Source organism: Fibrobacter sp. UWB16, from assembly GCF_900215325.1.
In the GTDB taxonomy this organism is placed as follows: domain Bacteria; phylum Fibrobacterota; class Fibrobacteria; order Fibrobacterales; family Fibrobacteraceae; genus Fibrobacter.
Window position 1 is genome coordinate 1 of record NZ_OCMS01000006.1, and the last position, 25,787, is coordinate 25,787.

21 protein-coding genes and 3 tRNA genes are annotated in these 25,787 nt (G+C 43.4%); 6 read left to right on the plus strand and 18 right to left on the minus strand.

Going from position 1 to position 25,787, the window contains the following annotated elements; translation table 11 throughout:
* The 4 genes from CRN95_RS13725 to CRN95_RS13740 all read right to left on the minus strand — a co-directional run.
* The coding region (locus tag CRN95_RS13725; RefSeq protein ID WP_235003060.1) for a GTP-binding protein at window positions 1-314 on the minus strand (314 nt) is incomplete at its 3' end.
* 23 nt (window positions 315-337) lie between these two features.
* Window positions 338-409: transfer RNA gene (locus tag CRN95_RS13730), tRNA-Thr, on the minus strand.
* 42 nt (window positions 410-451) lie between these two features.
* Window positions 452-534: transfer RNA gene (locus tag CRN95_RS13735), tRNA-Tyr, on the minus strand.
* A gap of 9 nt (window positions 535-543) precedes the next feature.
* A tRNA-Thr gene (locus tag CRN95_RS13740) sits at window positions 544-616 on the minus strand.
* 362 nt (window positions 617-978) lie between these two features.
* Here CRN95_RS13740 and CRN95_RS13745 point away from each other — a divergent pair.
* From CRN95_RS13745 to ahcY, 4 genes are all read left to right on the plus strand, one after another.
* Window positions 979-1,392, plus strand: coding sequence for a thioesterase family protein (locus tag CRN95_RS13745; RefSeq protein WP_074209360.1), 414 nt, complete (start codon window positions 979-981; stop codon window positions 1,390-1,392).
* Between the two features lie 18 nt (window positions 1,393-1,410).
* Window positions 1,411-2,706: a replication-associated recombination protein A gene (locus tag CRN95_RS13750; protein ID WP_088630084.1), complete on the plus strand. Its 1,296-nt coding sequence runs from the start codon at window positions 1,411-1,413 to the stop codon at window positions 2,704-2,706.
* Window positions 2,707-2,749: 43 nt separating this feature from the next.
* On the plus strand, window positions 2,750-4,375 hold the full coding sequence (locus CRN95_RS13755) for a DUF4153 domain-containing protein (RefSeq protein WP_159462325.1): 1,626 nt from the start codon (window positions 2,750-2,752) through the stop codon (window positions 4,373-4,375).
* Window positions 4,376-4,519: 144 nt separating this feature from the next.
* Window positions 4,520-5,980 carry an adenosylhomocysteinase gene (ahcY, locus tag CRN95_RS13760; RefSeq protein WP_097021256.1) on the plus strand — a complete coding sequence of 487 codons (1,461 nt, stop codon included), beginning with the start codon at window positions 4,520-4,522 and terminating at the stop codon, window positions 5,978-5,980.
* A 181-nt stretch (window positions 5,981-6,161) separates the two neighbouring features.
* Here ahcY and CRN95_RS13765 read toward each other — a convergent pair whose 3' ends face one another.
* The 4 genes from CRN95_RS13765 to CRN95_RS13780 are packed head-to-tail and all read right to left on the minus strand — an operon-like array spanning window position 6,162 to window position 7,785.
* Window positions 6,162-6,389: a hypothetical protein gene (locus tag CRN95_RS13765; protein ID WP_145994000.1), complete on the minus strand. Its 228-nt coding sequence runs from the start codon at window positions 6,387-6,389 to the stop codon at window positions 6,162-6,164.
* Window positions 6,376-6,780: a hypothetical protein gene (locus CRN95_RS13770; RefSeq protein ID WP_097021229.1), complete on the minus strand. Its 405-nt coding sequence runs from the start codon at window positions 6,778-6,780 to the stop codon at window positions 6,376-6,378. Before CRN95_RS13770 ends, CRN95_RS13765 begins: the two co-directional genes overlap by 14 nt.
* A gap of 1 nt (window position 6,781) precedes the next feature.
* Complete coding sequence (locus CRN95_RS13775) at window positions 6,782-7,366, minus strand: hypothetical protein (protein WP_097021230.1); 585 nt, start codon at window positions 7,364-7,366, stop codon at window positions 6,782-6,784.
* A gap of 8 nt (window positions 7,367-7,374) precedes the next feature.
* A complete protein-coding gene (locus CRN95_RS13780; protein WP_088630079.1) occupies window positions 7,375-7,785 on the minus strand; it encodes a hypothetical protein in 411 nt (136 codons plus the stop codon).
* A gap of 494 nt (window positions 7,786-8,279) precedes the next feature.
* Here CRN95_RS13780 and CRN95_RS13785 point away from each other — a divergent pair, with 494 nt between their 5' ends.
* Complete coding sequence (locus CRN95_RS13785) at window positions 8,280-9,416, plus strand: AAA family ATPase (RefSeq protein ID WP_097021231.1); 1,137 nt, start codon at window positions 8,280-8,282, stop codon at window positions 9,414-9,416.
* Window positions 9,417-9,499: 83 nt separating this feature from the next.
* On the opposite strand, the gene CRN95_RS13790 is transcribed toward CRN95_RS13785, so the two are convergent.
* The 9 genes from CRN95_RS13790 to CRN95_RS13830 form a co-directional block, all read right to left on the minus strand.
* Complete coding sequence (locus tag CRN95_RS13790) at window positions 9,500-10,252, minus strand: hypothetical protein (RefSeq protein WP_097021232.1); 753 nt, start codon at window positions 10,250-10,252, stop codon at window positions 9,500-9,502.
* The gene (locus CRN95_RS13795) at window positions 10,252-12,435 is read right to left on the minus strand and encodes an ABC transporter ATP-binding protein (RefSeq protein WP_145994001.1); all 2,184 of its coding nucleotides are present in this window, start codon (window positions 12,433-12,435) and stop codon (window positions 10,252-10,254) included. Before CRN95_RS13795 ends, CRN95_RS13790 begins: the two co-directional genes overlap by 1 nt.
* 75 nt (window positions 12,436-12,510) lie before the next feature.
* Window positions 12,511-13,722 carry an HNH endonuclease gene (locus CRN95_RS13800; protein WP_097021234.1) on the minus strand — a complete coding sequence of 404 codons (1,212 nt, stop codon included), beginning with the start codon at window positions 13,720-13,722 and terminating at the stop codon, window positions 12,511-12,513.
* A gap of 17 nt (window positions 13,723-13,739) precedes the next feature.
* Window positions 13,740-15,431 (minus strand): AAA family ATPase, encoded by a 1,692-nt coding sequence (locus tag CRN95_RS13805; RefSeq protein ID WP_097021235.1) that lies wholly within the window; start codon window positions 15,429-15,431, stop codon window positions 13,740-13,742.
* 12 nt (window positions 15,432-15,443) lie between these two features.
* Complete coding sequence (locus CRN95_RS13810) at window positions 15,444-16,823, minus strand: ATP-binding protein (RefSeq protein ID WP_097021236.1); 1,380 nt, start codon at window positions 16,821-16,823, stop codon at window positions 15,444-15,446.
* Between the two features lie 12 nt (window positions 16,824-16,835).
* Window positions 16,836-18,092: a restriction endonuclease subunit S gene (locus tag CRN95_RS13815; protein WP_097021237.1), complete on the minus strand. Its 1,257-nt coding sequence runs from the start codon at window positions 18,090-18,092 to the stop codon at window positions 16,836-16,838.
* 80 nt (window positions 18,093-18,172) lie between these two features.
* Window positions 18,173-18,484, minus strand: a complete 312-nt coding sequence (locus CRN95_RS13820; protein WP_097021238.1) for a hypothetical protein — start codon at window positions 18,482-18,484, stop codon at window positions 18,173-18,175.
* 96 nt (window positions 18,485-18,580) lie between these two features.
* Window positions 18,581-20,230 carry an N-6 DNA methylase gene (locus CRN95_RS13825; protein ID WP_097021239.1) on the minus strand — a complete coding sequence of 550 codons (1,650 nt, stop codon included), beginning with the start codon at window positions 20,228-20,230 and terminating at the stop codon, window positions 18,581-18,583.
* The gene (locus tag CRN95_RS13830) at window positions 20,231-23,407 is read right to left on the minus strand and encodes a type I restriction endonuclease subunit R (RefSeq protein WP_097021240.1); all 3,177 of its coding nucleotides are present in this window, start codon (window positions 23,405-23,407) and stop codon (window positions 20,231-20,233) included.
* Between the two features lie 224 nt (window positions 23,408-23,631).
* On the opposite strand from CRN95_RS13830, the gene CRN95_RS14865 reads away from it, so the two are divergent.
* Window positions 23,632-23,796 carry a hypothetical protein gene (locus CRN95_RS14865; protein WP_159462326.1) on the plus strand — a complete coding sequence of 55 codons (165 nt, stop codon included), beginning with the start codon at window positions 23,632-23,634 and terminating at the stop codon, window positions 23,794-23,796.
* A gap of 214 nt (window positions 23,797-24,010) precedes the next feature.
* Here CRN95_RS14865 and CRN95_RS13835 read toward each other — a convergent pair whose 3' ends face one another.
* Window positions 24,011-25,723, minus strand: a complete 1,713-nt coding sequence (locus CRN95_RS13835; protein WP_097021257.1) for a hypothetical protein — start codon at window positions 25,721-25,723, stop codon at window positions 24,011-24,013.
* Window positions 25,724-25,787: the final 64 nt, after the last annotated feature.

Sequence of the window (25,787 nt, forward strand, 5' to 3'; positions counted from 1 at the left end):
ACGAGGATAGCGCCGTCCATCTGAGCAGCACCAGTCACCATGTTCTTCACATAGTCAGCATGCCCCGGGCAGTCGACGTGTGCGTAGTGACGGTTTGCGGTGGTGTATTCGACGTGAGAAGTATTGATCGTGATACCACGAGCCTTTTCTTCCGGAGCGTTGTCGATTTCATCGAAACGCTTTGCAGCGGCGAGACCCTTAGCAGCGAGAGTCGTGCAGATTGCTGCAGTAAGAGTGGTTTTACCGTGGTCAACGTGACCGATGGTGCCGATGTTGCAATGCGGCTTACTTCTGTCAAAATGTTCTTTTGCCATTATTCTATCTCCATTTTAGTGAGAGCCCAGATCGGGAGTCGGACCCGAGACCTCTTCCTTACCAAGGAAGTGCTCTACCACTGAGCTACCTGGGCATAAGCCCTACGATGCCTTAGACACCGTAGGGCTGATTGTCGTGGGCCGTCGTGGTTTCGAACCACGGTAGGCGTAAGCCAACGGATTTACAGTCCGTCCCCTTTAACCACTCGGGCAACGACCCATTATGTAAAGCCAAAGATAGGAATCGAACCTACGACCGGCTGATTACAAATCAGCTGCTCTACCAGCTGAGCTACTTTGGCGCTTCTCGCCTCAGTTCACTTGAGGAACTAAAGCGTGGCAAATTTAATAAGATTTACCTGGTCTTGTCAACAAGAATCGCGTTTTTTCTTGAAAAAAAATGAAATTTTTCAAAATACACGTAAACAAACTAGAGTAAAGAGTGTTAGTTGAGTGTTGATAGATTTTTAAGTGAAAAAATGAGCACTAATTTTTGGAAATTTTTCTATATTTGTCTCGTAAATTACACTAACACAAGGAAATGCCTTCCCGGAACGGAGTCCGGGATGACAAAGGCGGCAGGCATGACAGAGTACAATAAGCAAACCCTTTTAGCTTTTCTAATTTGTTGTTCGAACTTAATCCACCCCCTATATAATTACACATGGAAAACAATTTTTCTTTCAAGACCCGCATTCAAGTCCGCTATGCCGAAACCGACGCCATGGGCGTCGTACACCACGCCACCTACCCCATCTGGTTTGAACAGGCCCGCGTGGACTTTTTCCGCGCTGTAGGCGCCCCCTACGACGAAGTGGAACGCGAAGGGTTCGCAAGCCCCGTGCTCGAACTCAACGTACAGTACAAGCGCCCGTGCCGCTTTGGCGACTTTGTCGATGTCGAAACAAAGCTCGTACACGATGGACGCTGCAAGTACAAATTCCTCTACCAGGTGACTTTGAACGGCGAACTCTGCACAACCGGTTATTCCGTACACGTATTCACGAAAGGCGGAGTCCCGACACGCGACAAGCCCGAATGTATCAAGAAAGTCGAAGACAAGATTTTTAGCGATTAATTTTTATATAGTATAATCATGGACGCCCCTTTAGCAGAACGCCTACGCCCGCAAAACCTGGACGAGTTTCTCGGACAGAACAAGATTCTTGGACAGCAGAGCCTGTTGCGCAAGAGTCTTGAAAACGACTCTATCCCCAGCATGATTTTCTGGGGACCTCCGGGTTGCGGAAAGACGAGCCTTGCCCACGTCATCAAGCAGCATACCAAGAAGCGTTTTGTCGCGCTCTCAGCAGTTGCAAGCGGCGTGAAGGAAGTCAAGGAAGTTCTCGCGGACGCTCGCCAAATGAAGCACGCGTTCATGGATACAATCCTATTCATCGACGAAATCCACCGCTTTAACAAGGGGCAGCAAGACGCACTCCTCGGCGCCGTGGAAGACGGCACAGTGACGCTCATTGGCGCCACAACGGAAAACCCGGGTTTCGAGGTGAACGGGGCTTTGCTCAGCCGTTGCCAGCTGATCCTTTTTGCGCCATTAAGCAAAGAAGATTTACGCACTTTGATTTTCAGCGCATTGCGCGACCACCCACGCGGTTTACAGCTCAAGGATGTTGAAGTCGAAGACGCCGTTGTAGATAAGCTCATTGCACAGTCCGAAGGCGATGCAAGATTCTTGCTAAACCAGCTTGAATGGATTGGCAAGAACCTCGGCGACAATAAGAAAATTGACGAGAAGCTTCTCGAAGAATTCCAGTACAAGAAGCCCCTGCGCTACGACAAAAGCGGAGAAGAGCATTACAACCTGATTTCGGCATTGCACAAGTCCGTGCGCGGTTCCGACCCGGATGCTGCTCTTTACTGGCTCCACAGAATGTTACAGGGCGGCGAAGACCCGCGATTCATTTTGCGCCGTCTGATGCGCATGAGCATGGAAGATGTAGGCCTTGCAGACCCGAACGCACTTTTGCTTGCGACAAGCGCTCGCGAAGCATACGATTTTATGGGCATCCCGGAAGGCTTGATCGCACTCGACGAGCTCGCCATTTACTTGGCGCTTGCACCCAAGAGCAACAGCGTTGAACTTGCGGGAATGAAGGCCGATTCCATCGTGAAGCAGACCGGTACGCTCCCCGTGCCACGCGCCTACCGCAATTCCGTGACCCGCGTCGGGAAACAGCTCGGCTACGGGAACGGCTACGAGTACGACCACGACAGCCCGGGCGGATATTCTGCACAGGAGCACTTGCCCACGCAACTTGTCGGCACGACGATTTACGAACCCAAGCCGTATGGACGCGAAAAGGCGCTCGGTGAAAAACTCGCGCAGTTGAAGCAACTTAAAAAGGAACGCAACGAGCGAGAAGGAAAGTAAGGGAGATGCCCGCTCAGTGGCGGGCATGACAAGAGGAGGGAAAATGGACTTAGCGACAATCAAGAAATACCCGAGTCAAATCTCGACAGCATTCAAGCGATTTCCGCTTGCATCGGCGATGGCGTTATTCACGTTTATCGCGCTGGTCACCGATACTGAATTTGCACGATTCGGCAATGACCATTTCACGCGGCTATTTGTATGGCTCGCCATCTACCCCATCGCGGCCATGCTCACGGCCCTTGCGACATCGCTCGTCCAGGAATCCCGAAAAAGCGCAAACGCGCGCCCACAAGCTATCGCGAGCGGCACATGGTTCTTGCTTTCCATTGCACTTGTTGCAGGCTTGTCATTTGACGACGATCCATTTTACTTTGGATGTACCGTCACCCTCGTTTACCTAATCGCCACCTTTGCAGTTTTTCTCGGACCGTTCTGGAAGCAGCCTAACGAAAACGGCTTCTGGAACTTTTTGCAAAAGAACATCAAATCAGCCATTATTGCCATTCTCGTCTCGGCAATTTTGCTCGGCGCCATTGAAGGGTTCGTCTTTGGCTTTGCTGAACTGCTCGATTCCGACCCCGGCGAAACCATCTACCTTTACATTTTCTATTTCTGTGCCAGCGTTGTCGCCCCCATTCTTTATTTTTCGGGCATTCCGTCCATTGACGAATGCATCGAAGAACCGCCCGCCCTCAATAAGTTCGCATCAAGCACCATTCGGTTCCTGTTCATTCCGGTGCTCGCCATCGGCATCCTCCTCTTTTACGCCTATATTATCAAGTTCATCGTCTTGTGGGACATGCCCGACGAAGGAACCGTATCTGCATTCGTCTCGGGATTTATCATTTACTTGATAGCGCTCATTATTGCCATGCACCCGATGCGGCTCTCGACCGAGCAAACCACCGAAAAGAAGCTCCTGAAAATATTCCCCGCCGCATGCATCCCGCTCGTCGTCCTGATGTCCATCGACGTCATGCACATATTCATCCAAGAGAGCCTCTCGCCAGAAATCATCTGGGTCATCACGATCAACATCTACTTCTATATCATCATTGCCATCCTGCTGAAAGAAAAAATCCAGCACAAATCAAGGTACATCGCCATCGTTTTCTGCGCACTGTTCTTCATCACCACCATCAGCCCGCTAAACGCACACAACATCGCTGATCTCGTAGAACCGAGCAAAATCGAAAGCGAACTGGCCCAACAAAGCAACACCAAGACAACTCCAGTCAAAGAAGACACAACCGAAGCATTTGACTCCTTCGAAGCGGACATATCAAATTCCGACATCACTTCGTTCATCATTCCCGAAGGCACCAAGGAAGTCGCCATCTTGGACCATTATTTTGACAAAAGCGAATTTGAATACCGGGGCGACACGATTACCTTCCGGATTACGCTCTCGGAAGATGACGAAAGCGACGAAAATGCTGCGGACTCAAGCGCTACGAATCCAAGCGCCGCGGACTCCAATGCCTCGGATTCCGCAAAAACAAAAAGCAAGGTTTACAGTTTCTACACGACAAAGCAAGAACTGAACGATTCGCTCGAGTCCATCGCCTCGGACCACGCCGCCATCGGAATCAAAGAACTGCATACGAGCCAATGGTCCAAAACAGGGCGCTCGCTCCGCATCAAGGGACTGTTGTTTACTGAGTAAATTGGCCGTTAGGGTCATTGCGCGACCGATTTAACTTGACTAAATCTATGCATATAACTATATTTACGCATAAATAAGAAATGCGCGGTTTGCGGCAATTACGAGATGGTCGCCAAAACCGTGCCGCAAAAAAAAGGATTCTTTATGGAATACAAAATTAAGGATATCAACCTTGCGATCGAAGGCCGCAAGGAACTCGACCTCGCCGAAACCGAAATGCCGGGCCTCATGGCTCTCCGCAAGGAATATGCAGGCAAGAAGCCGCTCGCGGGTGCGCGCATCATGGGTAGCCTCCACATGACGGTGCAGACCGCTATTTTGATTGAAACGCTCGTGGACCTCGGTGCAGACGTGCGCTGGGTCTCCTGCAACATCTTCAGCACGCAGGACAACGCCGCAGCCGCCGTCGTGGTAGGCAAGAACGGCAGCGTGAGCAATCCGCAGGGCGTGCCTGTTTTCGCATGGAAGGGTGAATCCTTGGAAGAATACTGGGAAAACACCGCCCGCGCACTCGTATGGCCGGACGGCAAGACCGCAGACCTCATCGTCGATGACGGTGGCGACGCGACCATGCTCGTGACCTGCGGCGCAGAATTCGAAGACGCCGGCAAGGTGCCCGATTTCAACCCGGAAACCGATAGCGAAGAATGGGGCGTGTTCCTCGCCACCTGCCGCAAGATTTTCGAAAAAGATCCGAAGCAGTGGACTCGCGCCCGCGAAGCATTGAAGGGCGTTTCCGAAGAAACCACTACCGGCGTGCATCGTTTGTACCAGATGGCTCAAGCCAAGCGCCTCAAGTTCCCGGCCATCAACGTGAACGATTCCGTGACCAAGTCCAAGTTCGACAACCTCTACGGCTGCCGCCACTCCCTCATCGACGGCATCAACCGCGCCACCGACGTGATGATGGCAGGCAAGATCGCAGTCGTGTGCGGCTACGGCGACGTGGGTAAGGGCTGTGCACAGTCACTGCGCGGTCAAGGCGCCCGCGTGATCATCACCGAAATCGACCCGATTTGCGCTCTGCAGGCCGCCATGGAAGGCTACGAAGTCAAGACTCTCGACGAAGTCGTTAGCTACGCCGACATCTTCGTGACCACCACCGGCAACACCGGCATCATCAGCGCTGCCCAGATGGAAAAGATGAAGAACCGCGCTATCGTCGGTAACATCGGTCACTTCGACAACGAAATTGACATGGCCGGCCTCAAGAAGATCCCGGGCATCAAGCGCAACGAAATCAAGCCGCAGTACGACGAATGGATTTTCCCCGACGGTCACAGCATCCTCGTGCTCGCCGAAGGCCGCCTCCTCAACCTCGGCTGCGCTACTGGTCACCCGAGCTTCGTGATGAGTGCCTCCTTCACGAACCAGACCATCGCTCAGATCGACCTCTGGCTCAACGCTCAGGGCAAGGACACCGTCGCTGGCATCAAGTACGAAAGCGGCGTCGTCTATACGCTCCCGAAGATCCTCGACGAAAAGGTCGCACGCCTCCACCTCGAAAAGCTCGGCGTTCACCTCACCCGCCTCACGCAGGCCCAGGCCGACTACATCGGCGTGCCGGTCGAAGGCCCGTACAAGGCTGATCACTACCGTTACTAGTCGAGAGGACGCCAGCTTCGCTGGCTACAGACGAAAGAAGTGTCATGCGAGAATCGCGGCCGGCAAGTGCCGCGAGACGCAAAAGCGAGAAGCGCCGCGCGTTAACGAGATGCACGTCAAACGTGACTCGAGATGTGCGGCACTTTATACAAAACGGGGCTCCATACGGAGCCCTATTTTTTTACCGGTTCCAGCCGGAATGTCCATCGCCGTAGACAACACCACCGCCACCATCATCATAGCCACCAAACGACGAAGTACTTTTCACGCCCAACCAACCGCGCATCCGCTTGATGCGCGCAGAAGAAGGAGTCTGGGACGAAGCGGCAGAGGCTTGCTCCGAGGAAACGACCTTATCGGCCGGGGATTGGTTATTGATTTCAAAATCGGGCATATTACTTTTCCGCATTAACAATAGAAAATTTTCCAAGCTCTGCTACGAGCTCCAAGGAATCTTTCCTATAAATGTTCAGCCGAATTTCAGACGGACCATTCAACATCAAAGCAATACTCATCGGAATCTGCAAATTTGACGCTCCGTCCTTCTTTATTTCAAGAGTCAATTCAGGAGTGTGAACCACGCCATTATCGACTTCAACCTTGACAGTATAAAAACCCGCATCAATAGCGCGATCCACCTTTAGCGCAAAATAGACTCCGAAAAACAACGGGTTATTCCATCGATTTTCCTGCGGAATGTTATTTTCAATAACATCCGTACCAAACACGCCAATAAGCATGAACTTGCCCGTGTTTTCCTGGCGAATCTGCTCGCACAACACAAAAGACTTTACTTGCATTCTAAACCTCCATCAAAGCAGGCTGAGCAAAGGAAGACAACTCAGCTTTTTCGTTGCTTGCGGCATTATTGAATGCCACAATTCCGGCCGCTTTAAAAACGTCAGTATTCAAATAGAACGATCTTACCGATGAATCCACCGCCTTTATTTTGTCCACGGTCTTTTTAAGAATTGCAGCTCGTGCGTATGATTCGTCAAAACCAGCCTCAGCCACAAGAGTTAACTCGGGCAATATCGAAACAAACCTAGACAAAGCAATTGCCGCAGCAGATACTTGAGTCCCCTGTTTCCAGCGATTAATCGTATGCGGAGCCAATCCCAAAGCACGCTCCAAACGACTGTCGGAATAGCCGCACTCGTTCACTTTTTTCAACAAGGTTGGGACACTCTCCTTTGCCCGTTCTAGGATTCTACTCTGCACAACCTTTTTCGATTCGGAATCCAGCAAAATATCTGACATGCAATCCTTGCAATGACATACGGAAATTTCTTGTTGCACAGGTTCCGCCAGTGGAACAATCAGGGTCCGAAAATCCTTCTTGATTTCAATATTTTCTGAATCGCATACAGGACATTTTGTAATCATAAAAACCTCTATAACATCGGGAAACGGTTATCTAATTTCAAGGACTTGATAAACATTATCGTGATAATCTTTTCCGCCTTTTGATTCACCTTTTCGCATAAAGCCAAATAGTAATGTTGATCATCGTAAGGAATACTATAAGCATACACCGGAGTGCCGATTACGCCGACCTCAGGCCTGCGCAAAGGTTTTACTCCCAGACATTCAGGAACATCCTTGATTTGCAACAGCCATCGGCAAATATCCTCGCGGGGATTGATGATATTTAACCGGTAACTTACTTCTTCCGTAGGGGCCTTGGCATACAATTGTATTAAGGCACGCTTCTTTTTGCAGTAACTCAGTAACTGTAGCCATATTTCAACAGGGTCCTTCGGAGGCGAAGAAAAGGCAACGATTTCATCGTTTTGCGCTTCCATACGCCCCCTATTTACACATTATGTGTAAAAATATAAAACTTTGACAACAAAAAGACAACCTCAAAGGGGATAAAAGCCTCCAAAACCGCATTGTCCAGAGAAATTGATGAAGCGCCCACCTCAAGGCAAATAATTCAACAAGCATATACATCCTTTCCGCCTACAAGCAAAAAAAAAGCGGAGTAAATCGTTCACTGACAAATATAATTTCACTCAAATGTCAAAAGATGACAAATTGAAATTTTAAGTCATTTTTGGGACCAACTTTGCAGTTGCCGAGTTTTCCTCGGTAGCAGAACTGTTTCCAAAATGGAAATAGTTGAAAAATCTACTATAAGCTAAATTGTGCAGTTGTTAACTGCAAATTTTTTTCAATTCTTCCGCAGCTGTTCGGAATTTCCGAACAGCTCAAATCAAATTTAAACATTCTGTCCCAAAATACTTGTATTTTGTCCCGTAATTATTTATATTACGAAATAAGGTAGGTCAAGTCCATGAAAAAGAAGAATGTCATCAATCTGATTCGCTATTACGCCGAGAAAAACGATCCCGCTTTCCGCGAGGAGGCATACGAAATTGCTCGGGATTTTGACGCTAGCGGCGATTTTCAGCTTTCGGAATACATCATGGCCCTTATGTCCAGCGCGAACGCCTTTGTGCCGCAAATGCACGAAGACCAGATGACTTTTTTCCGCAAGATCGCACCTTCGCACGATTCTTTGCCGCTCCCCACGCCTATTGAAAAGGATGTCATCGGGATTATCAACGCCATCCAGCGGAATATGGGAATCAACAAGTTCCTTTTCCAGGGCGCACCCGGGACGGGCAAGACCGAATCCGTACGGCAAATCGCCCGCATTCTAGAGCGCGACCTGTTCTGCGTCAATTTCGACACCATCATCGACAGCAAGCTCGGCCAAACACAAAAGAATATCGTCACACTGTTCGATAAAATCAATCACTTCACCTGCCCCGAGAACACAATTGTCTTGTTTGAAAAAATGGATATTATGGGTCAAGTGCAGCCCGCAATGTTAAAAGGTCTTGACAACCTCAAAGAACAAATTACCATTATCGCCACAACGAACCATTTCAAACATTTTGACAAGGCTCTTTCCCATCGTTTTGATTTAATCGTTGATTTCAACAGATACACGCAAGAAGACCTGCAAGAAATCGCAGAATCCATCCTAAACAACTTCCTCGATGATCTCAAAATTGCAGGCCGAAACCCACGCCTATTCCGAAAGATTCTCGGCTTGAACAAGAAGTTGCCCAGCCCCGCTGACCTGAGAAAAATCATCAAAGCAGACGTAACATTCAGCGAAGCAACCATTGAATGCGATTATCTCAAGAATATTTACAAGTCATTTGTCGGCAGCGCCCCCGATGACTTGCATAAACTGCAAACGCAGGGCTTCACCGTCCGCGAAATCGAAATACTCTCCGGCATTTCCAAAAGCCAAGTTTCACGAATCTTGAACGGCGACGGACAAACAAAAAACGCCTTCAAGGAACACCAGAAATGCCATTCCTTGAACGCAACCAATTTACTCTTTCACAAGCCCAAAAAGAAAATCAACCTCGCAGAAGTGTACCGCAAGGCTGAAGAAGAAATCGTGTGGAGGTAGAGATTTACGACCCCATGGGCAGGGGTTCTTAAGATGTAGGCTTCCCCCAATTATTGTCCTACACCATTTCACAAGATATAGCATTATTTTTCCGAAGACCACTTTCTTATCTTTTTCGAGACATCTCTTTTTAATTTACCTAAGGATGTTTTACTTATATCACAATCAATATCAGGGAATAATAACCTTTGTATTACAAGAGCTTTTTCGAAGTCATTTTTTAAGGAATCATCCTTATCATCTAGAGACTTCATTTTTAGCATAGAACCAATCTCACTAAGTCGGTAACGGTTATTTATATATCCATTTTTTATTATTCGTTGCACAACATCTTTATGAAAACTATAGCGTTGTCGTATTTTTAAATCCCGAATAGAGTTTTTAGCTCTTGTATTACATGTATTACATTTAATTGAAAAATTATTTTTATCCATAATATTCCCAACACTCTTTATATCAACAATAAATTCAACAAGGGAATCAAAATCATCATATATCGGATGTAAATGAGTTTTTCTAGAAAAGGGAATTCGAAGTTTAATACGAGAATTACACTGCTGACAACAAGGAATAAGATTATCCCAAATAAGTTGTCGCCCTGTCGCAACCGATTTCATTTCAAAATGATCAAAATCTGGCCTGCATGTCAAATCTTCTTCTACTGTATACGCATAATTAATATTACAATAAGGACAAATCCTAACATTATATAGAGAAGCAACTTCAAACGCATCTTTCCTATTTTGAGTTTGAGTAAAGACATCATAGCTACTATATTTACTTAAAATACGTTCTATTTTTTTTACGCATTCTTCTGAAATTTCTATTTTTTTCATTAGGATTCTCGCTCTAATTTTTCAATTAACAGATGCTTCAGTATTGAATCAGATACACCATCAATTATTTTTTTCACTTCAAGATATCTGACCGGCTTTTTTTTAAGCCCCTTAAATTCAGAAATCAACTTGTTCAATTTTCGCTCCGCATATTGGCCAACCGTATTCTTCATAAACATCGATTCATAAAACATTTCACCAATATTCCCTGCAAAAGTACTTTTCTTTGACAAATTGTAATTTGGCACACCATTTTCTTCCAAAAATAAAGTTCGGCCAGGTTGAATATCCGATAGAATAAAAGGCGAATGCGTAAGAATCATTACATTAAAAAAGCATTTCCAATCTTCTCCTTTAGCCTTGCCTCTTTTTTTATAATCATTTATAAAGGTTTCAAGCATAACCACCAATCTATTGATGAATTGACGTTGAAATTCTGGGTGAAAGCACAATTCAACTTCATCAAAGATCAAATTTATATTATCGTACTTAATTCTATTATGAGGAACCGACAACAAATTGGATATATGATATGCATGAACAGACAATGTTTGCAGCATCTGCGTTTCACCTGAGCTAATCTGACGATAATTTACATCTTTTTCAATAACAGAAGAATACTCGTCTTTTTTATCCATGTACAATTCATATTCAAAAAAAGGAGGTGCTAGACAATCATTTAAGTCATCAACAGTTAAGCAATCTCTATTTTTCCCTGTTAAGAAAATGGAATTGTCCATAAAGTCAAATCGAGCGAAAAAGGCATCCTCATCCCATGTATAAGACGTATCAAACACATTATTCGCTAATGCTAAAAAATTCACCGTGCGACGGATTTTTCTTGTTATATGGGAATTGTCTATTTTAATAAAATTAAGTAAATCTTTTAAACGGGATTCATCAATTTTAAAAGCATTTCGTGAGTAATCATATTCAATTATATCATTGTAGCTTTTAAATGACGAATAATTTCCAGTAATTTTTAAAATTTTCTGTTGCAAATAAATATAAGCTGTTTTTACAATTTCGTTATTCTCTACATAGTTCAATCCAAATTCGCACAGTATCATTTGTAAAAAAGCATTATTTTTGCTAACAAAATACTTTTCAAATTCATTAAATACGTCTGTTGCGGAAGGGATTGTCGCAGCACTAAAAGCATCCTTCGCTGATTCGATTCTTTTACTCGTTTCTTCAGTGATTATTTTTTTTATCCAATTATCACATAAATCGTTAAATTTTAAATTAATCCTAACGGGATTATACGTTACTTTCACTTTTTTAAATACATAAGGAAATAACACATTCTCTTTGTTTTTAGTATAAAAAATAAGCAAAGCGGTCAATCGATCCATTGATAAATTTAGTTCATTGTTCCATATTACCATACCATCGTTATCACGGAATGGATTTAAAACAACAGGTTTACAATACCCATCATTTTTATGAAAAATTGATTTAATCCAAGATTCCGTGGGGGACACAGCCTCCACTCTATTAACTATTGTATTACTACCATCACATTCATTTATTAAATCATAGTATGTAGAAAGATAGTTTTGATAAACAAATGATTGAATTGAATAGTTCGAAGCGATCGTATAAAAAAAATTTCCTAGACACCGTTTTCGTTTTTCATTGGTTGAAAGCCCACATTTGTACTCGTTAGTTAAAACCTTCTCATCTTTTGGATCAAAATAAAAAGAAATGTCATTAATACGATTACGAATTATAGCACTTTCATCTAGAATAGCTTCACCACTCAAAATAGACAAATACACTTCTTTATCCTTAATAGTCAACACATAATCCGAAGTCTGACGTGTATAGAATATTCTCACATACAAATCAGCAAGATATAGAGCACTAGAATCTGTGTCCGCATTTTCTTTTCTTTCTATCATATAAGCAAAATTATTTGCAGCAGCGAACAACAAATCCATTAAAGTACTTTTGCCACACCCATTTTTACCAACAATAGCTTGAATATTAATCCCTTTCTCATAAAAGGATGATGACGATAAAAATTTCTTATTTTTCGTCAAATTACTATTGTCGTTGTCCAGTTTGTAATAATCATTTAAAAGATACTTTCCTGCTTTCAAATTTTTATATAGAGAATGGTTCGCAATCCTATCTGCTTCTGGTAAAATCTCTATACAATTTATCATAAATTGTTCCATAAGAATATCCTTATTTTATATATTTCAAAATAAAAGAATTAAACAATCTTAATGAAATGACTCTAATTATAATTATCATTTCAATAACGAATTTTTCAAAATATAATTACACATCAATTTAAATTTCATAGAACCATATTCTTTTATCATTTCAGGATTAGATTGCATCACATCAATCATTTCATGGGGGTAAAACTTTACTTGCCCATCACCATCTATAAAATACTGTCTAAAATTATTTTCAATCAGATTATCATTTTCATCAAAATAGAATGAAAAATTATGATATAAATTAATTTTTCCAGTATCAGATGAATTTTTCAACAAATCAACAAACTCTACCATGCCACCGATATTTACTAAATCGCTCAAACTAGAAACAACACTCTCTTTGCGTATTTTTTCATTGATGATACGACGGATTAATGAAAAATCGTCCTCGCCTTCTTTTCGCTGAGCCTTACACTCTTCATAAGTTACTCCGAAAATAGTCAATAAAGCAGATATATGCTTTGGTTTAACATAGTGAAGATCTTCCACATAATGCTTTTCAGACAATGGAATTTTCTGGCATTTTTGTGCGTAAATCCTTAAAACCTTTTCAGATGATTCAAATTTTTCGGACAACAATACATAAAACTGGAATACATTAAATAAATCAACATAACACCATAATTCCTTTCCATTGCTAAACAAAATCAAATTATGATACAGCTGGATTTCATCGCGAAATTCAATTTCAGAATCAACAATATTTAAAGGACAAAAAGGAACAACTAAATTTTTAAATTTGATTGAAGTTACATTAAAACCATTTTTTTCAACATTAACAAAATCTTTCAAAAAAACAGGATTTATGCCTGAGTGAACAGCAAAATTAAACGCGATTTTAGAAATTCCACTTTTAAAAACTTCATTCTGTAGATTAAAGTAGAATTGTTTTGGAACAATACCTTTAATCTTAGCAAGCCCACACTTCCGTTCCTGTTGCAATTTCGGAACAGAAATTATTTTACGACCTTTAAATTTCGCATCATAGAATCGTCCAGCATACATCACTTGACCATCATAAGAAGATTCTGTTGACGATCTTTTAGGCAAATAGTCAATATTATTCGTTATAGGACTGAATATTTTTACAAAATCCTTATCGACAAATTTTTCTACCGCAAGATTACATTCTGGACAACAAATATTCTCAGATTCCAAAATGCCCCCTATGGCATTCTGAATAACATGTTCACTGCTTTTAACAAAGATTTCTTTTTTGCAATAAACGCATCTCATATAGAGAATATTTGCACTCACTTTAAGTCAACATTTCCAACCTCTACAATTTCTTTAGAAACTGTCAGGTCATTTGTAGATTCAATCCATTTCGCTTTTTTTGAATCATACACAACAGAATATAAATCTAACACAGCTTTACCAAAATCCTCTGCTTCTGATTGCGATAATGACAAGCTCCATTCATTAAAATGACATCCAACAAGATTGCGCAAATACAACAAATCTTCCACTTTTTTAAAAGTATCTGCACAAGCCGTTTTCTTACATTCCTTATAAATGCCTGGCCACAAATCACCAATTGTGTAACGATCACCTTTTTTTCGATGGATTGATGTAGACAAAATTGCACTCAAATTTTCACATATATATTCCAAAAGAAAACCTGCAGAAGAGCATATATCAACAACATTTCCTGACGTTAAATCTCTTTTTAACTTATCATCAAACATATTTGTAGAGTTGACGAGAACAGGCCCTTCCGTAAAAGACCATTGTTTCATTTCTGACAATAACAATACATGCCCTTTTCTCTGAAATAACTGCTGTAGCTGTTCTTTCCACAAGCGATCATGGGTGGTCATAATAATTTGCCACCCCATAAATTTTTCTAAAATAAAAACCATAATACGATATCTAAATGCAGAATCGACACTTTGAAAAATATCATCAAGAACAAGAACCTTTGATTGGCCAAATTGGGCAGAATCATATGTAAATTCCAAATAAATCAATAAAGCCAATAAATCTTGATTAGCTTCCGAAAAAACATATTGCGGATTTAAAAACAACCCGTTCTTCAGTTTTACATTAATTGAAAGAGAAATTTCACTTTGGACGCCAATATCTAAAAAAATTTGTTCAATATGCTCCGTTCTTGTAGACAGTTTAAAAAAATCATTTGTCACATTTGTAGATATCTCTCTTAATCTTTTTCTTAACGGCGACAACCGTCGTCCATCGATAGAATTATTTCTACAGGCACCAATTTCTTTCTTCACTTTTTTTATTTCTAACTCCATACATTGAGCATCTTTTACTAAAGGAAGAATATTCCTTGGGTACTTTTTAAAATTTGAAAAATAAGTATCATTATATTTCTTTTTATATTCTGATAGAAAATCATCCACTTTCAAGACGGAGTCTTTGTCAAGCTTAAAATAAGAACACAATGTTTTTAAATTCTTTGAGCGTTTGAAAGTTAACGTTTCATATTTTTTTCCCAAAGATAACAACTTCTGACTTTTTTCAGATTTTAAGGATGTATTATCAAATCCTAAAAAAATTTTTAATCGTTGAACAGCTTCAGTTGCCCAAAATGTTAAAATATCAGACCTTCTTAAAATAAACGGAGCTTTACCAAACTGAATTAATCTTGTCGATTCATTTACAAGTTTTCTATTTCCATAATCATTTGTTTCATATTTCAATCGAGCCACATTTTTTGATTCATCTGTTAATTCAACTGTAATTTCAGAATTAACATCAAGATTTTCATATGATACAGAAGATGAAAGAATTCCCTTTAAATTAATCGAACCCAGCAAACACAACTCTATTGCGTCTACAACTGAAGACTTTCCACTCCCATTTTCACCATAGATTAGATGGCTACAGGCTACATTTTTTTTGTGGAAATCTACACGAAGTTCCTTCGTAATCCCACGGAAATGTTGTATCGTTATATTCTTTATTTTTAAATCTGACATATTCACTCCAAACTACACATATCCATCAACGAATTCAATGGCATCTCTAACTTTTGCATTTGCGCCCTCAATAAACAAAGTACATTTTCTTCTTCTAGCTTCGACAATCAACCGTTTTAATAGAGAATGAGCGAAACTTTGCGTAGCAATAGAAACGCCTGTAAAATTTAGACAAAGATTCTGTTTATTTCTTAATATTGGGAGCAACAATTCATCTACACTCTGTTTCGCCTTAGTGACATTTTCAGCACAAGCTTTAACTAAAAATTTCTTACATTCACCCATAGAATTTGTATCAAAATTAATAACTGGTATTCGATGTTTTTTCTTTTGAGAACGTTCTTCCGCCTTCGCATAAATACGTTTCAGCATTTCATTATAATCAGCCAACGTACAATTTACTGGAATCTCAAAAACAACAAATGTTCCATCAAACGGAGCATCTTTGATTGCAGTGGTATTATTCTCATCCCCATTACCTTTTATTGATAAAAGTTTTCCGCTAGAACAAATAGCCATATAACCGCCCAACTCTTTTGCTATCTCAGAAATCATAAAAAGACCAAGACCAGCATTGACATCCGTTCCACCAATTCGTTCTTCTGGAAACGCTCCCGAAAAATGAGGCTTTACAGATGCTAACAAAGCTCTTTCAGGGTCATCGATTTTATGAAATGTCTGTAATGATTTCAATATTCCAATACCATTATCAACAACCGTTATTTGAACACAGGGTTTAGAATCTCCAAAATAGCCTGAACGCATTTTCTGTGCAATCAAAAGTCCGCCATCAGGGTCCTCACTATGTTGAATAACATTTCTCATCAATTCATTAAGTACATAGTAAATTGTATCTTTTAAATCAGTTGCATCGGTATATTGTAATTCATCGGCATCAACACTTTCAATTAGTAATTTTGATATTTCAGAAGCTTTTCGTTCGTAATTTGAACCTTTTTCTATAGACGATAATTTTACAGTACGTTTGTACTCTGTATAAACACAATTTTGTTCAATTCCACAATAGGGTCCTAAACCCATTGCATTTGCAAATCTAGAAGGATTTTTGTCGCCTGAAATAATTTTAGGCCCTTTCTTTTTTCTCAAAAGTGCCGCTATCACCGTAATCAACCAAGGTTGTAAAACTATAAAATCGTCTAGGCGAATAACAGATTCAGAATTTATCCATGCCATAATCTCAGGGATAGATTCCAAATCAGAAGTCATAATTTTAGCATCCTCTTTTTTGGATTTTAGTAGAGAATTTTTGATAGGATCTTTTTTTATTTCCTCTATTTTGGCTTTTAATGCGTGATCAAAACTTGTTCCTCCTAGAACAGCATTATCACGACGTTTTTTTGCAAAATCTCTAAATTCTTTAGATAATTTCATTTTGACAACCCTCTATTCCACCTCAACTTGTCCGTTCATCAATAGTGGCAAAAGTTTGTCTCTTAGTTTTGTGAGGCGATAGATTTTTTGTTTATTCTTCGTGATAAGATTTAGAATGCTATCAAATTTTTCTGATAGTCGCGGATTATTCGGCACAAGGATATTAATCTGCTTCATATCCTTATCACTCAAATGTCCAACAGTTGACCCTTTCGCCTGATCTTCCTTGAACTTGATAAACGGGGCAATTTGATGATAAATTATCATAACAGACAACTCTTTTTGTCGAATACGAGTGATTCGCTGATTTACGTAATCATCATTTCTAGGCCAAAAGCTCATATGGAAGTAGCCGTCCATACCAATTAAAAGGTCATTCACTTTCGTCCTATACTTATCATCAACGGTTTCTGTTGTTTTGGCAGAAATTGTATTGTCCTTTATGTCACGAATGCGAATTACAGGATATGGTTTCGTTGATGTATCCAGATTCTCTTCATCAAACGGCTCTGTCGCATACGGAAATCCGTATAAGACATCAGAGCAATCAAAAAGGCTTTTCACTCCCCACCCCTCTGGTATTTCCCTTTTGAGGGTGGGGTTGTAGGTCATGGGGCCGCCGGTGGTTTTGTAGGGGCGGCCGTTTTTGTCGGGGAAGTCGTATTGGACGAACCAGTAGTCGTATAGGCGTTTTGCCATTGCTTCGAGTTTCTGGTTCATCTTTTTGTTCAGGGCGATTTTGTCGTCTAATGCGGAAAGAACGGACACTATTTTTTTCTGATTATTTTCATCAACATCTGGCAGAAGTACATTACGAATCGCTTCCATTGTAATATTCTTTTGTATTCCACCTTGTTCATCTTTCAACAAAACAGTTTGTCCACGTGGTGACTTTAAATAGTAATAAATAAATTCTTCAGAATATCCACAATTAGGATTCAATTCGATTTTTGCAATGTTACTTCCTAGCAAGGCATCATACGAAGCATCAAAAACAGCAAGGTCGCCAATGGTTCCAACATAAGGCAATACAAGACATTTTCTTTTCAAAAAACTTCTTGGCAATTGATCAGCAATACTCTTGGGAATATACCAATCGAAGTTTTTATCAATTCTGCCATCTCTTACAGTTTTACCAATAAACAATGGAATAAAAGAATCATCTTTTCTTTCGTGGGTACAATTACCCTGAATATATTTAGTATGTTCAAAGCCAGCAAGCTTTGTAACAAAAGCAATATCACCTATAGTTTTATTCGTCCATTCCATTTTTCTCAAACCTGCATTTAGATTGCTTCGTCTCTATCAATCCTCGCAATGACTAGTCAAACCACCTTCTTCTTATTAAATCAACCTCTTCCACGTAGTATTCTTTCCGAGCGAATAATCCTATACTCTTCTTCTATACGATCTTTCATAGTTCCTTCAGTAATAGGAAATGGAGAGGCATGGGCTCTTCTTTCTGCTTCTTGCCAATCAAGCTGTTCTTGACGTTTTTCGCGTTTACGCTTTTCTTCTGCTAATTTCTCTTTTTCTTCTCTTCTTTTTTCTGCTTTTTCCTCATATTCCAATTGCATTTTAGCAATATCTTTAGAAACTCTAATAGCCCTTATTGACACAATAAGAGACGCTAAACTAATGACAATTGCGATTATTTCCATAATAGTCCTTTACTAGATCCTTCGACTCCACTTTGTTGCGCTCAGAATGACACTTGCTCTTTAGATCCTATCGCTACGCTCCAGGATGACACAGCCTTAATTGAATTTCAAGTTGCTCAACTGTTTCTGGATTTCCTTTTCGAGTTTGTGGCTTTCGGCGAACATGGCGGCGAGTTCTTCAGTGTCGGCTTTCATTTGGGCGTTGAATTCGTCGACGGTTATGTCCACGTAGTCTATCTTGATGTCGAAATACTGGCCGGCGCTCAGGCTGTAGCCTTTTTCCTTGACTTCGCTGTAGGTCACGACTACGCTGAAGTCTTCGACGGCTTTGGCCTTGCGGAAGGTGGTCACGATTTTCTCGATTTCGTCGTCTTCGAGGCGGACTTTCTTGAGGCCGTTCGCGTCCTTGTATTCCTTGCCGAGTTTGCTTGCGTCAACGAGGGTGACCTTGTCGTTGTCGGTCTTTTTGCGGGTCTTGTCGAAAAAGAGCACGCTCACGTTGGTGCCGGTGTTCGCGAATACGTTGCTCGGCATGCTGACCACGCCATAGACGATGTGTTCGTCAACGACGCGTTCGAGGATTTTGTGTTCGATGCCGGATTTCGCGGTGATGAACCCGGTGGGGATGACGATGGCGCCCTTGCCGCCTGCCTTGATGCTGTTCACCACGTGCTGGATAAAGCAGGTGTAAATGGCCATGCTCTCCTTTTTCTTGTTCGGGACTTTCGGCACGCCTGCCCAGAAGCGGGCATTCCATTTCTTCTCGATGTCGTCGCGGGTGTCGCTGAAGTCCATCTTGAAGGGCGGATTGCTCACAACGTAATCGAACTGCTTGAGGTTCTTGCCGTCGTCGCTCTTGTGGTAGGGTTCCAGGAGGGTGTCGCCCTGCACGGCGTGATCGAGGCTCGAAACGAGTCCGTTCAAGAGCAGGTTCAGCTTGAGCATTTTGTTACTGCGCTGCGAGATGTCCTGCGCAAAGATGGTGCAGCGGTCTTCGCCAATCTGGTGGCTGAGCGCCATAAGCAATGTGCCGGTACCTGCACTGGGGTCGTAACATTCTACGTTGTGCAAGTCGGCGTTGTCGCCCACCAAGAGGCGCGCCATGATCTTCGCGATGGCCTTGGGCGTGTAATATTCGGCGTACTTGCCGCCGCCTGCGGTGTTGTAGTCCTTGAGCAGGTATTCAAAGATGTCCGAGAAAAAGTCGTAGTGTTCGGCGAAGGCGTCTTCGAAGCTGAAGTTCACGAGTTTATCGACAAGGGCGCGGGCGAAGTTTGCACGCTGGGCATCGTCGGTCACGAAGATGGTGAGTTTTTCGAAGATGGGAATTTTCGTTTCTTGCGCGGTCTTGGTGTAGAATACATCCAAGTTGTCCTTCGCGATGGCGACCATGGTCTCGTCAAAAATCACATCGAAATCGCCCTTGGCCTGCTTGTTCCAGAGGTTTGCAATCAGGTAGTCGGGCTTGAACACCGGGACTTCGGGCGGCAAGAAGAGGCTCACCTTTTCGCGGTCGGCCTTGGAGAGTTTTGCGTATTCCTCTTCCCACTTGTCGGATTTTTTGAGGGCCTTCAGGCAAGGGTCGTTAATTTTCTTGAGTTCGTAGCCGAACTTGTCGGCCATAAACTTGTACAGAAACACCTGTGTGATAATCTTGTATTCGTTGCCGTCATTGCCCATGCCGTACGTCTGGCAAGTGGCCTTGAGAGAGTCAATAAGGGCAATGGTCTTGTCTTTGATGTTCATTTAGTTTCCGTAGTAGGCGTTATACTGGTTAATATACTGCTTGGCGATGCGCTGTTGGATAAACAGGTAATCGGGCATTTCGGGCTTGATTTGCGGGAAGTGCGCAAGTCCGTCTGCGATTTCTTTCATCACGGTCTTGCCGAAGTAAGCGTCCTGCTTCAGGATGTCGTTGCGGTCGAAAACCTTCGCGTCAATCGTTCCCTTGATAGTCAAAAGAGCCTGCACAATTTCTTCGTCGAACTTTGAGATAATCGGGGCCTGATGCTTAGGTTCGCGAGCCTTGTTCTCTTCGCGAATGCGCTTGTGGACGTAGGCGAATTTCGTGTCGCCGTTGTACTTGCGCAAGAGGGCGTCGTTTGATTTGCGGAGTTCTTCAAGGCGTTTCAGAATGTCGTTCATCGCCTGGTTCTGCTCGTTATAAACGGCAAGGTTTTCCGGAGTAAAGCCGTGCTTGTCAAAAATGCGTTTGAACTCCTGTTCCAATTCAACAAACACAGGGTCTTCGTGGTCGAAGTTATCCAGAAATCCGCGGAGTGCGCGCTTGTATTTTTCACGCAGTTCCGTGCCATTGTCGATGATTTTCAGTTCTTCAGTGCCGATGCAGCTAAAGTTGAACTCGATGTTCATCATGGCTTCGTTCACGGCAAACTGAGTCGCTTCGCTATTGGTCCATGCCTCTTTCTGGTTAATCATCGCAATGCGGTGATTCACTTCCGAAAGCATGAGCGGCAACTTTTCGATGTTCAGCTTTTCAAAGTCCTTTTTAAGGGCATCGTCACCGAAGGTGCGCACAAGGTTCATCGCATCTTTCGCGAGTTCCAAAGCCTTGCGCAGTTCAATCAAAACCTTCTTGTCTTCAAGGCTAGAAATTTCGGTAGAGAAAACTTCCGCATTGTCGGTGGTGTAACTGAACAAAGCCTGGCGAGCCACCTTCATGTGGTTGATAAGGGCGTCCTTATCTTCCATGACTTGGTTGTACATGTCGGGCAAGTTATCGTCTGGGTCAGCATCTGCATCGTTGTAGCGGTTCAGTTCCTGCAAATACGCGGCATTGGTCTCGTCGAAATTCTTCTTGATGTCGGCAAAGTCGATCAAGAATCCGCGTTTCATGTTCTTGTACGGGCGATTCACGCGCGTAATTGCCTGCAACAAATTATGATCTTCGATTTTGCGACCGAAATACAATCGCTTGAGGCGCGGTGCATCAAAGCCCGTCAGCAACATGTTGTAAACAATCAGAATATCAATCGTGTAGTTCTTCTTGAAATCGTTGATAATCTGCTTGCGGGTTTCCTTGTCGTCGCTATCGAAGAGAATCAGGCCCGCTTTCAAGTTGATTTTCTGGATGCGGTTTTCATTGAGTTCGTCCTGAATCTCATTGAAGAACTTGTACAAGTTTCGTGCCTGCTCCGAAGATTCAGCAATAATCATGCCGCCAAGGTCGTTGTCGCCCTGCATGGCACGGAACTTCGCCAAATCGTTGATGATGTAGCGGAGCAACGCCTTAACGTATGTGGGGTGCCGAATAATCATGTCCTTCGAGACAGAACCCTTCTCCACCAGTTTCTGCACGCTTTCGTAAGCATCGTTCAGTTTTTTGCGGTAACTGGTTTCGATATCTTCGCGGATAATCTTTAGCGTATAGCCGTCTTGAATGGAACGGTCATAATAATACGTGTGGAAGTAATCGCCAAAGACCTTGCAGCTCGCCTTTTCGCTCCCGATGAGCGGCGTGCCGGTAAGTGCAATCTTGATGGCGTTCTTGTCGGCATTGAAGAGGTTCGAAAGGAAACATCCGCCCGATTTGTAGCCGCGATGCGCTTCGTCCATAATGAACACGCGTTGCAAATTCGTGGCGTAATTCGGGATTTCCACTTTCTCGGTGTCATTTTCAAACTTCTGGATGTTCACCACGGTAATTTCATCGACACCGGCGTTGCCCTGCAAGGCCTGCTGCGTGCGGAACTGTTCCATGAGTTCCGTGCGGGAATTTGCCGTTGTCACCTTGAGGCCGCGGTTGCTCAATTCTTCGGTTGCCTGCTCCAGCAAATCCAGGCGGTCCACAATAAAGTAGAATTTGGCAACCTTGTTCTGCTTGGCGTAATAGTCCTTGAGGACTTTGCTCAAGTGGAAAGAAAGCGCCGTCTTGCCCGAACCCTGCGTATGCCACACAATGCCGGATGTCGCACCCGCTGCCAGTTTTTCACGGATAATCATGGCCGCAAAAAATTGCTGGTAACGCATGATGTGCTTTTCGTGGCGGCTCTCGATTTGGCCATCCTTCTCTTTTTCGACATGCAAGTAAGCGATGCCGTACTTGAGCAAAAAGAGCAAACGCTCCGGGCTCACCATAGAAGTAAGCACGCGGTTCGTGGGCGTGTTGATATCGAGATTCGTCTTGTATTCCGGATTCTCTTTCAAGACCGGAACATTGAAATCCATCAGCACTCTCTTTTCGAGATCCGCAGGAATCGGCAAATAAGGATAATTGGCGTGGAACGGCGCAATGGCCGCACGCTTAGGGTTCTCTTCCCTGAAGCAGTTGAAACGCGCTTCGTTTTTCGCAGCTGTGCAATAGAATACGCCTTCAATCGGGACAACACCGCCCTTGGCATCGTACTCCATGTTGTTGGAGAAAATCATCAACTGCGTGATGTTGATAAAATGGCGGAACTTTTTCTTCGGGAAGCGTTCGTCATTCATCCGCTTGCTTTCGGCCACCATGCCGCCTACGTTGTTCGGCTTCTTGACCTCGATAAACACGAGCGGAAGCCCATTGATGAACAACGTAATATCGGGGCGAAAACTTTCATCGCCATTCTTGCAAGTGAATTCCGCCGTACAATGATAAGTGTTATTTTCCGGATGTTCAAAATCAATCAAGCGAAGCGGAGAATAGCTAGTAAGTCGCTTGTAGAACTGCTGACCCAAATCATCGTCATCCAGTTCCTTTTGAATATCCGAAAGAACGCTCTGCGCAGAAACAGTTGCAGCCGGATTCAGCTTCTTGAACTGTTCCGCAAAAATGTCCACAAGGATGTTCGTCTCTGGGTCGTAGGGAATCGCCGGCGTTGCGCCAGACTCTGAAATTTTTCCCAAATACGTATAGCCAATGCGAGCCAAATGCTGAATCGCAGTCAGTTGAACGCGCGTCGCTTCCGTAAAAAGATTAGGCATATATCATCCCATCAACAAAACTTGTATGTATATACTTACCAAACAAGAATATAAGTTTTTACAGTGTCAATAAAACGACATTCAACGAAAAAACGCCCACTTTTAAGCAATTTTAAAAAACACAGACGCACCCCTTGACAAATACTGCACAAAAGTATAGTTTTAAATAGTCTTTGATAAAACATCTGCGTTTGAAAAAGCATGTACGCAGAAAGGAGAAAATAATGTACAATACCGCCAATGGCACCGTCACCGATGCTGAAGCCGCCGAAATCGATTCCCTCAACAACGAAATTTGGAAAAACTTTTGGAACATCCCCCGAGAAAAGCGAGCCAAAGCCGATTGGGAAAAGTTGCTTGATATCCAGATATTGGTGAAAAAGCAGTAAAAAAATTCTCCGGCTCCCTCCAAAGCCAGAGAATGAAATGTTGTACCCAGTGCCGGCGCATCCCGCGCGCAATCCCGTCACGAATCTCGCGAGCATTCTCGCCGCCGCATTGTCCTTTGCGTTGCAGCACTCGCTGCATCTCGCGGCATTTTCCGCGACGCATCTCGATGCATTATCCTTAGCATTGCAGCACTCGCCGCATCTTGCGAGCATTTTACTCTACATATTTCTTAATCAGTTTCACCATCAGTTTAGCGAGTCGTTCCACTTTGTGGTCACCCACCGTTGCCTTGATATGCGATTCGCCAATGCCGCTGTCATCCGTGAGGAACACGTACGTGCCGCCTGTTGCAAGGTCAAAGAATCTCAGCATAAATTCAGTATCCTTGTCAACACCGCTTGCCGCCACAGGAATCAATTTGATGCCGTTTAAAGCAAAAAGCGTGATGGACTTCTGGAGACTTTCGATAACGTCATCCTCATGGTGCGCGGGAGCATCGAGAATCAGGAACGCAACGCGCGCACGGGCTGACTCATCCCAAGAAAGCTTTTTCAGCGCGGTTTCAAGCGCAGAGTGCACTGCTTCAGGATAATCGCCGCCATCATCAGCATCCTGCTCAGCAACGAAATCTCGAGTCACGGAAACATTCTTGGAGAAGTCATGATGTCGAGTGAGGTAATCATCGCCCTTGTCGCGGTAGAACACGGCAGCCGTACGCAGCGGGATATTGCTTTCCGAGCTCGCGTGGTCAATGATATAGCTAAGATCCGATTTGAGGAACTTAATCTCGTCTTTCATTGAACCTGTCGCATCTACGATAAATGCAACATCGGCACTGGCTTTGGGGCGTTTCACGTTCTTGTGCATAACAACGTTCATGTTGAGTCTTTCATCGCCTCTAGAAGTAATTTGGATTTGCTCCTTGATTAGCGCCCCATCGACAACCAACATGAGATCCCTTGCTCTGACTTCATCGAACTCGCCGTCCATCAGGCCAATCCAACAATAGGCACGCCCGGCATTATCTGTCTTTGTGACAAATTCAACTTTTCTGCCATTGAGGAGAATCACGGAAACATTTGCAGCGCCTCTGCCATTTTGGTCAACCACTTTAACGGCTACAAGTTTCTTCGGGAAGAACTGCCAATAATCGGTTTTGTCGCTGAAGTTTTCGTCATTGATGACATCGTCCCAGAAATACCAATGTTCCAAATCGTTCCACTCGCCAGCGGTGAGGAGTCCCGACCTGCGTTCATTGGATTCGCCGTAGTGTCTTCCGGTTCTTCTAGGAGCAGGTTCGTCACTACTCCATTCACTACTTCCGTCGCTATCCGACATCAGATAAACTTCACTTGTCGAGGCTTCGGCAAATTTACGGCTTGCTCTCGGTGCAGACTTTGCTTTTACCGTTGATTTTTTGGCGGCACTTCTTGATTCTGAAATTCGCGAAGCACTCCCGGCCATCAGCCCGGCCAATGCATCACCGATTCCGCCAGAGCCTGCAACACCTTCGTTAAACCCAGCGGCGACTTTTCCGCGTCGGCCACCGAGAGTTGTTTTTTCCGTCGAGCGTATACCTTCTACTTTTTTAAGAACTTTATCTATATCCTTTGCGTATTTAGCATCCGTCGGAAACGTCGCGGGCTTTGATGATGAAGCCATCAACTTCAGCGCACCGCCCGCAGGAGCCGCCCGCTTGGCCTTTACCATCGCCTTTTCTTTGCGACTAGATTCAGACAATCTGGAACCGTCAATAGTCATCATAGTCGTTAAGGCAACTTCTGATTCACTTGCGAGAGAGACTTTGTCTTCTTTGGACTTTTCGACTTTTGTCTTTTCCGTTTCTTCTGTTTTGTTAGCTTCGCCACAGTTCATGCAGAACAATGCACATGCGACTACTGCGATTAAATAGAATTTGTTTTTCATGATGTCCTCCTTGTTTTCTCTCAAACTAGCACATTCATTTTTGCGAAACCAACAAATCAGCTTC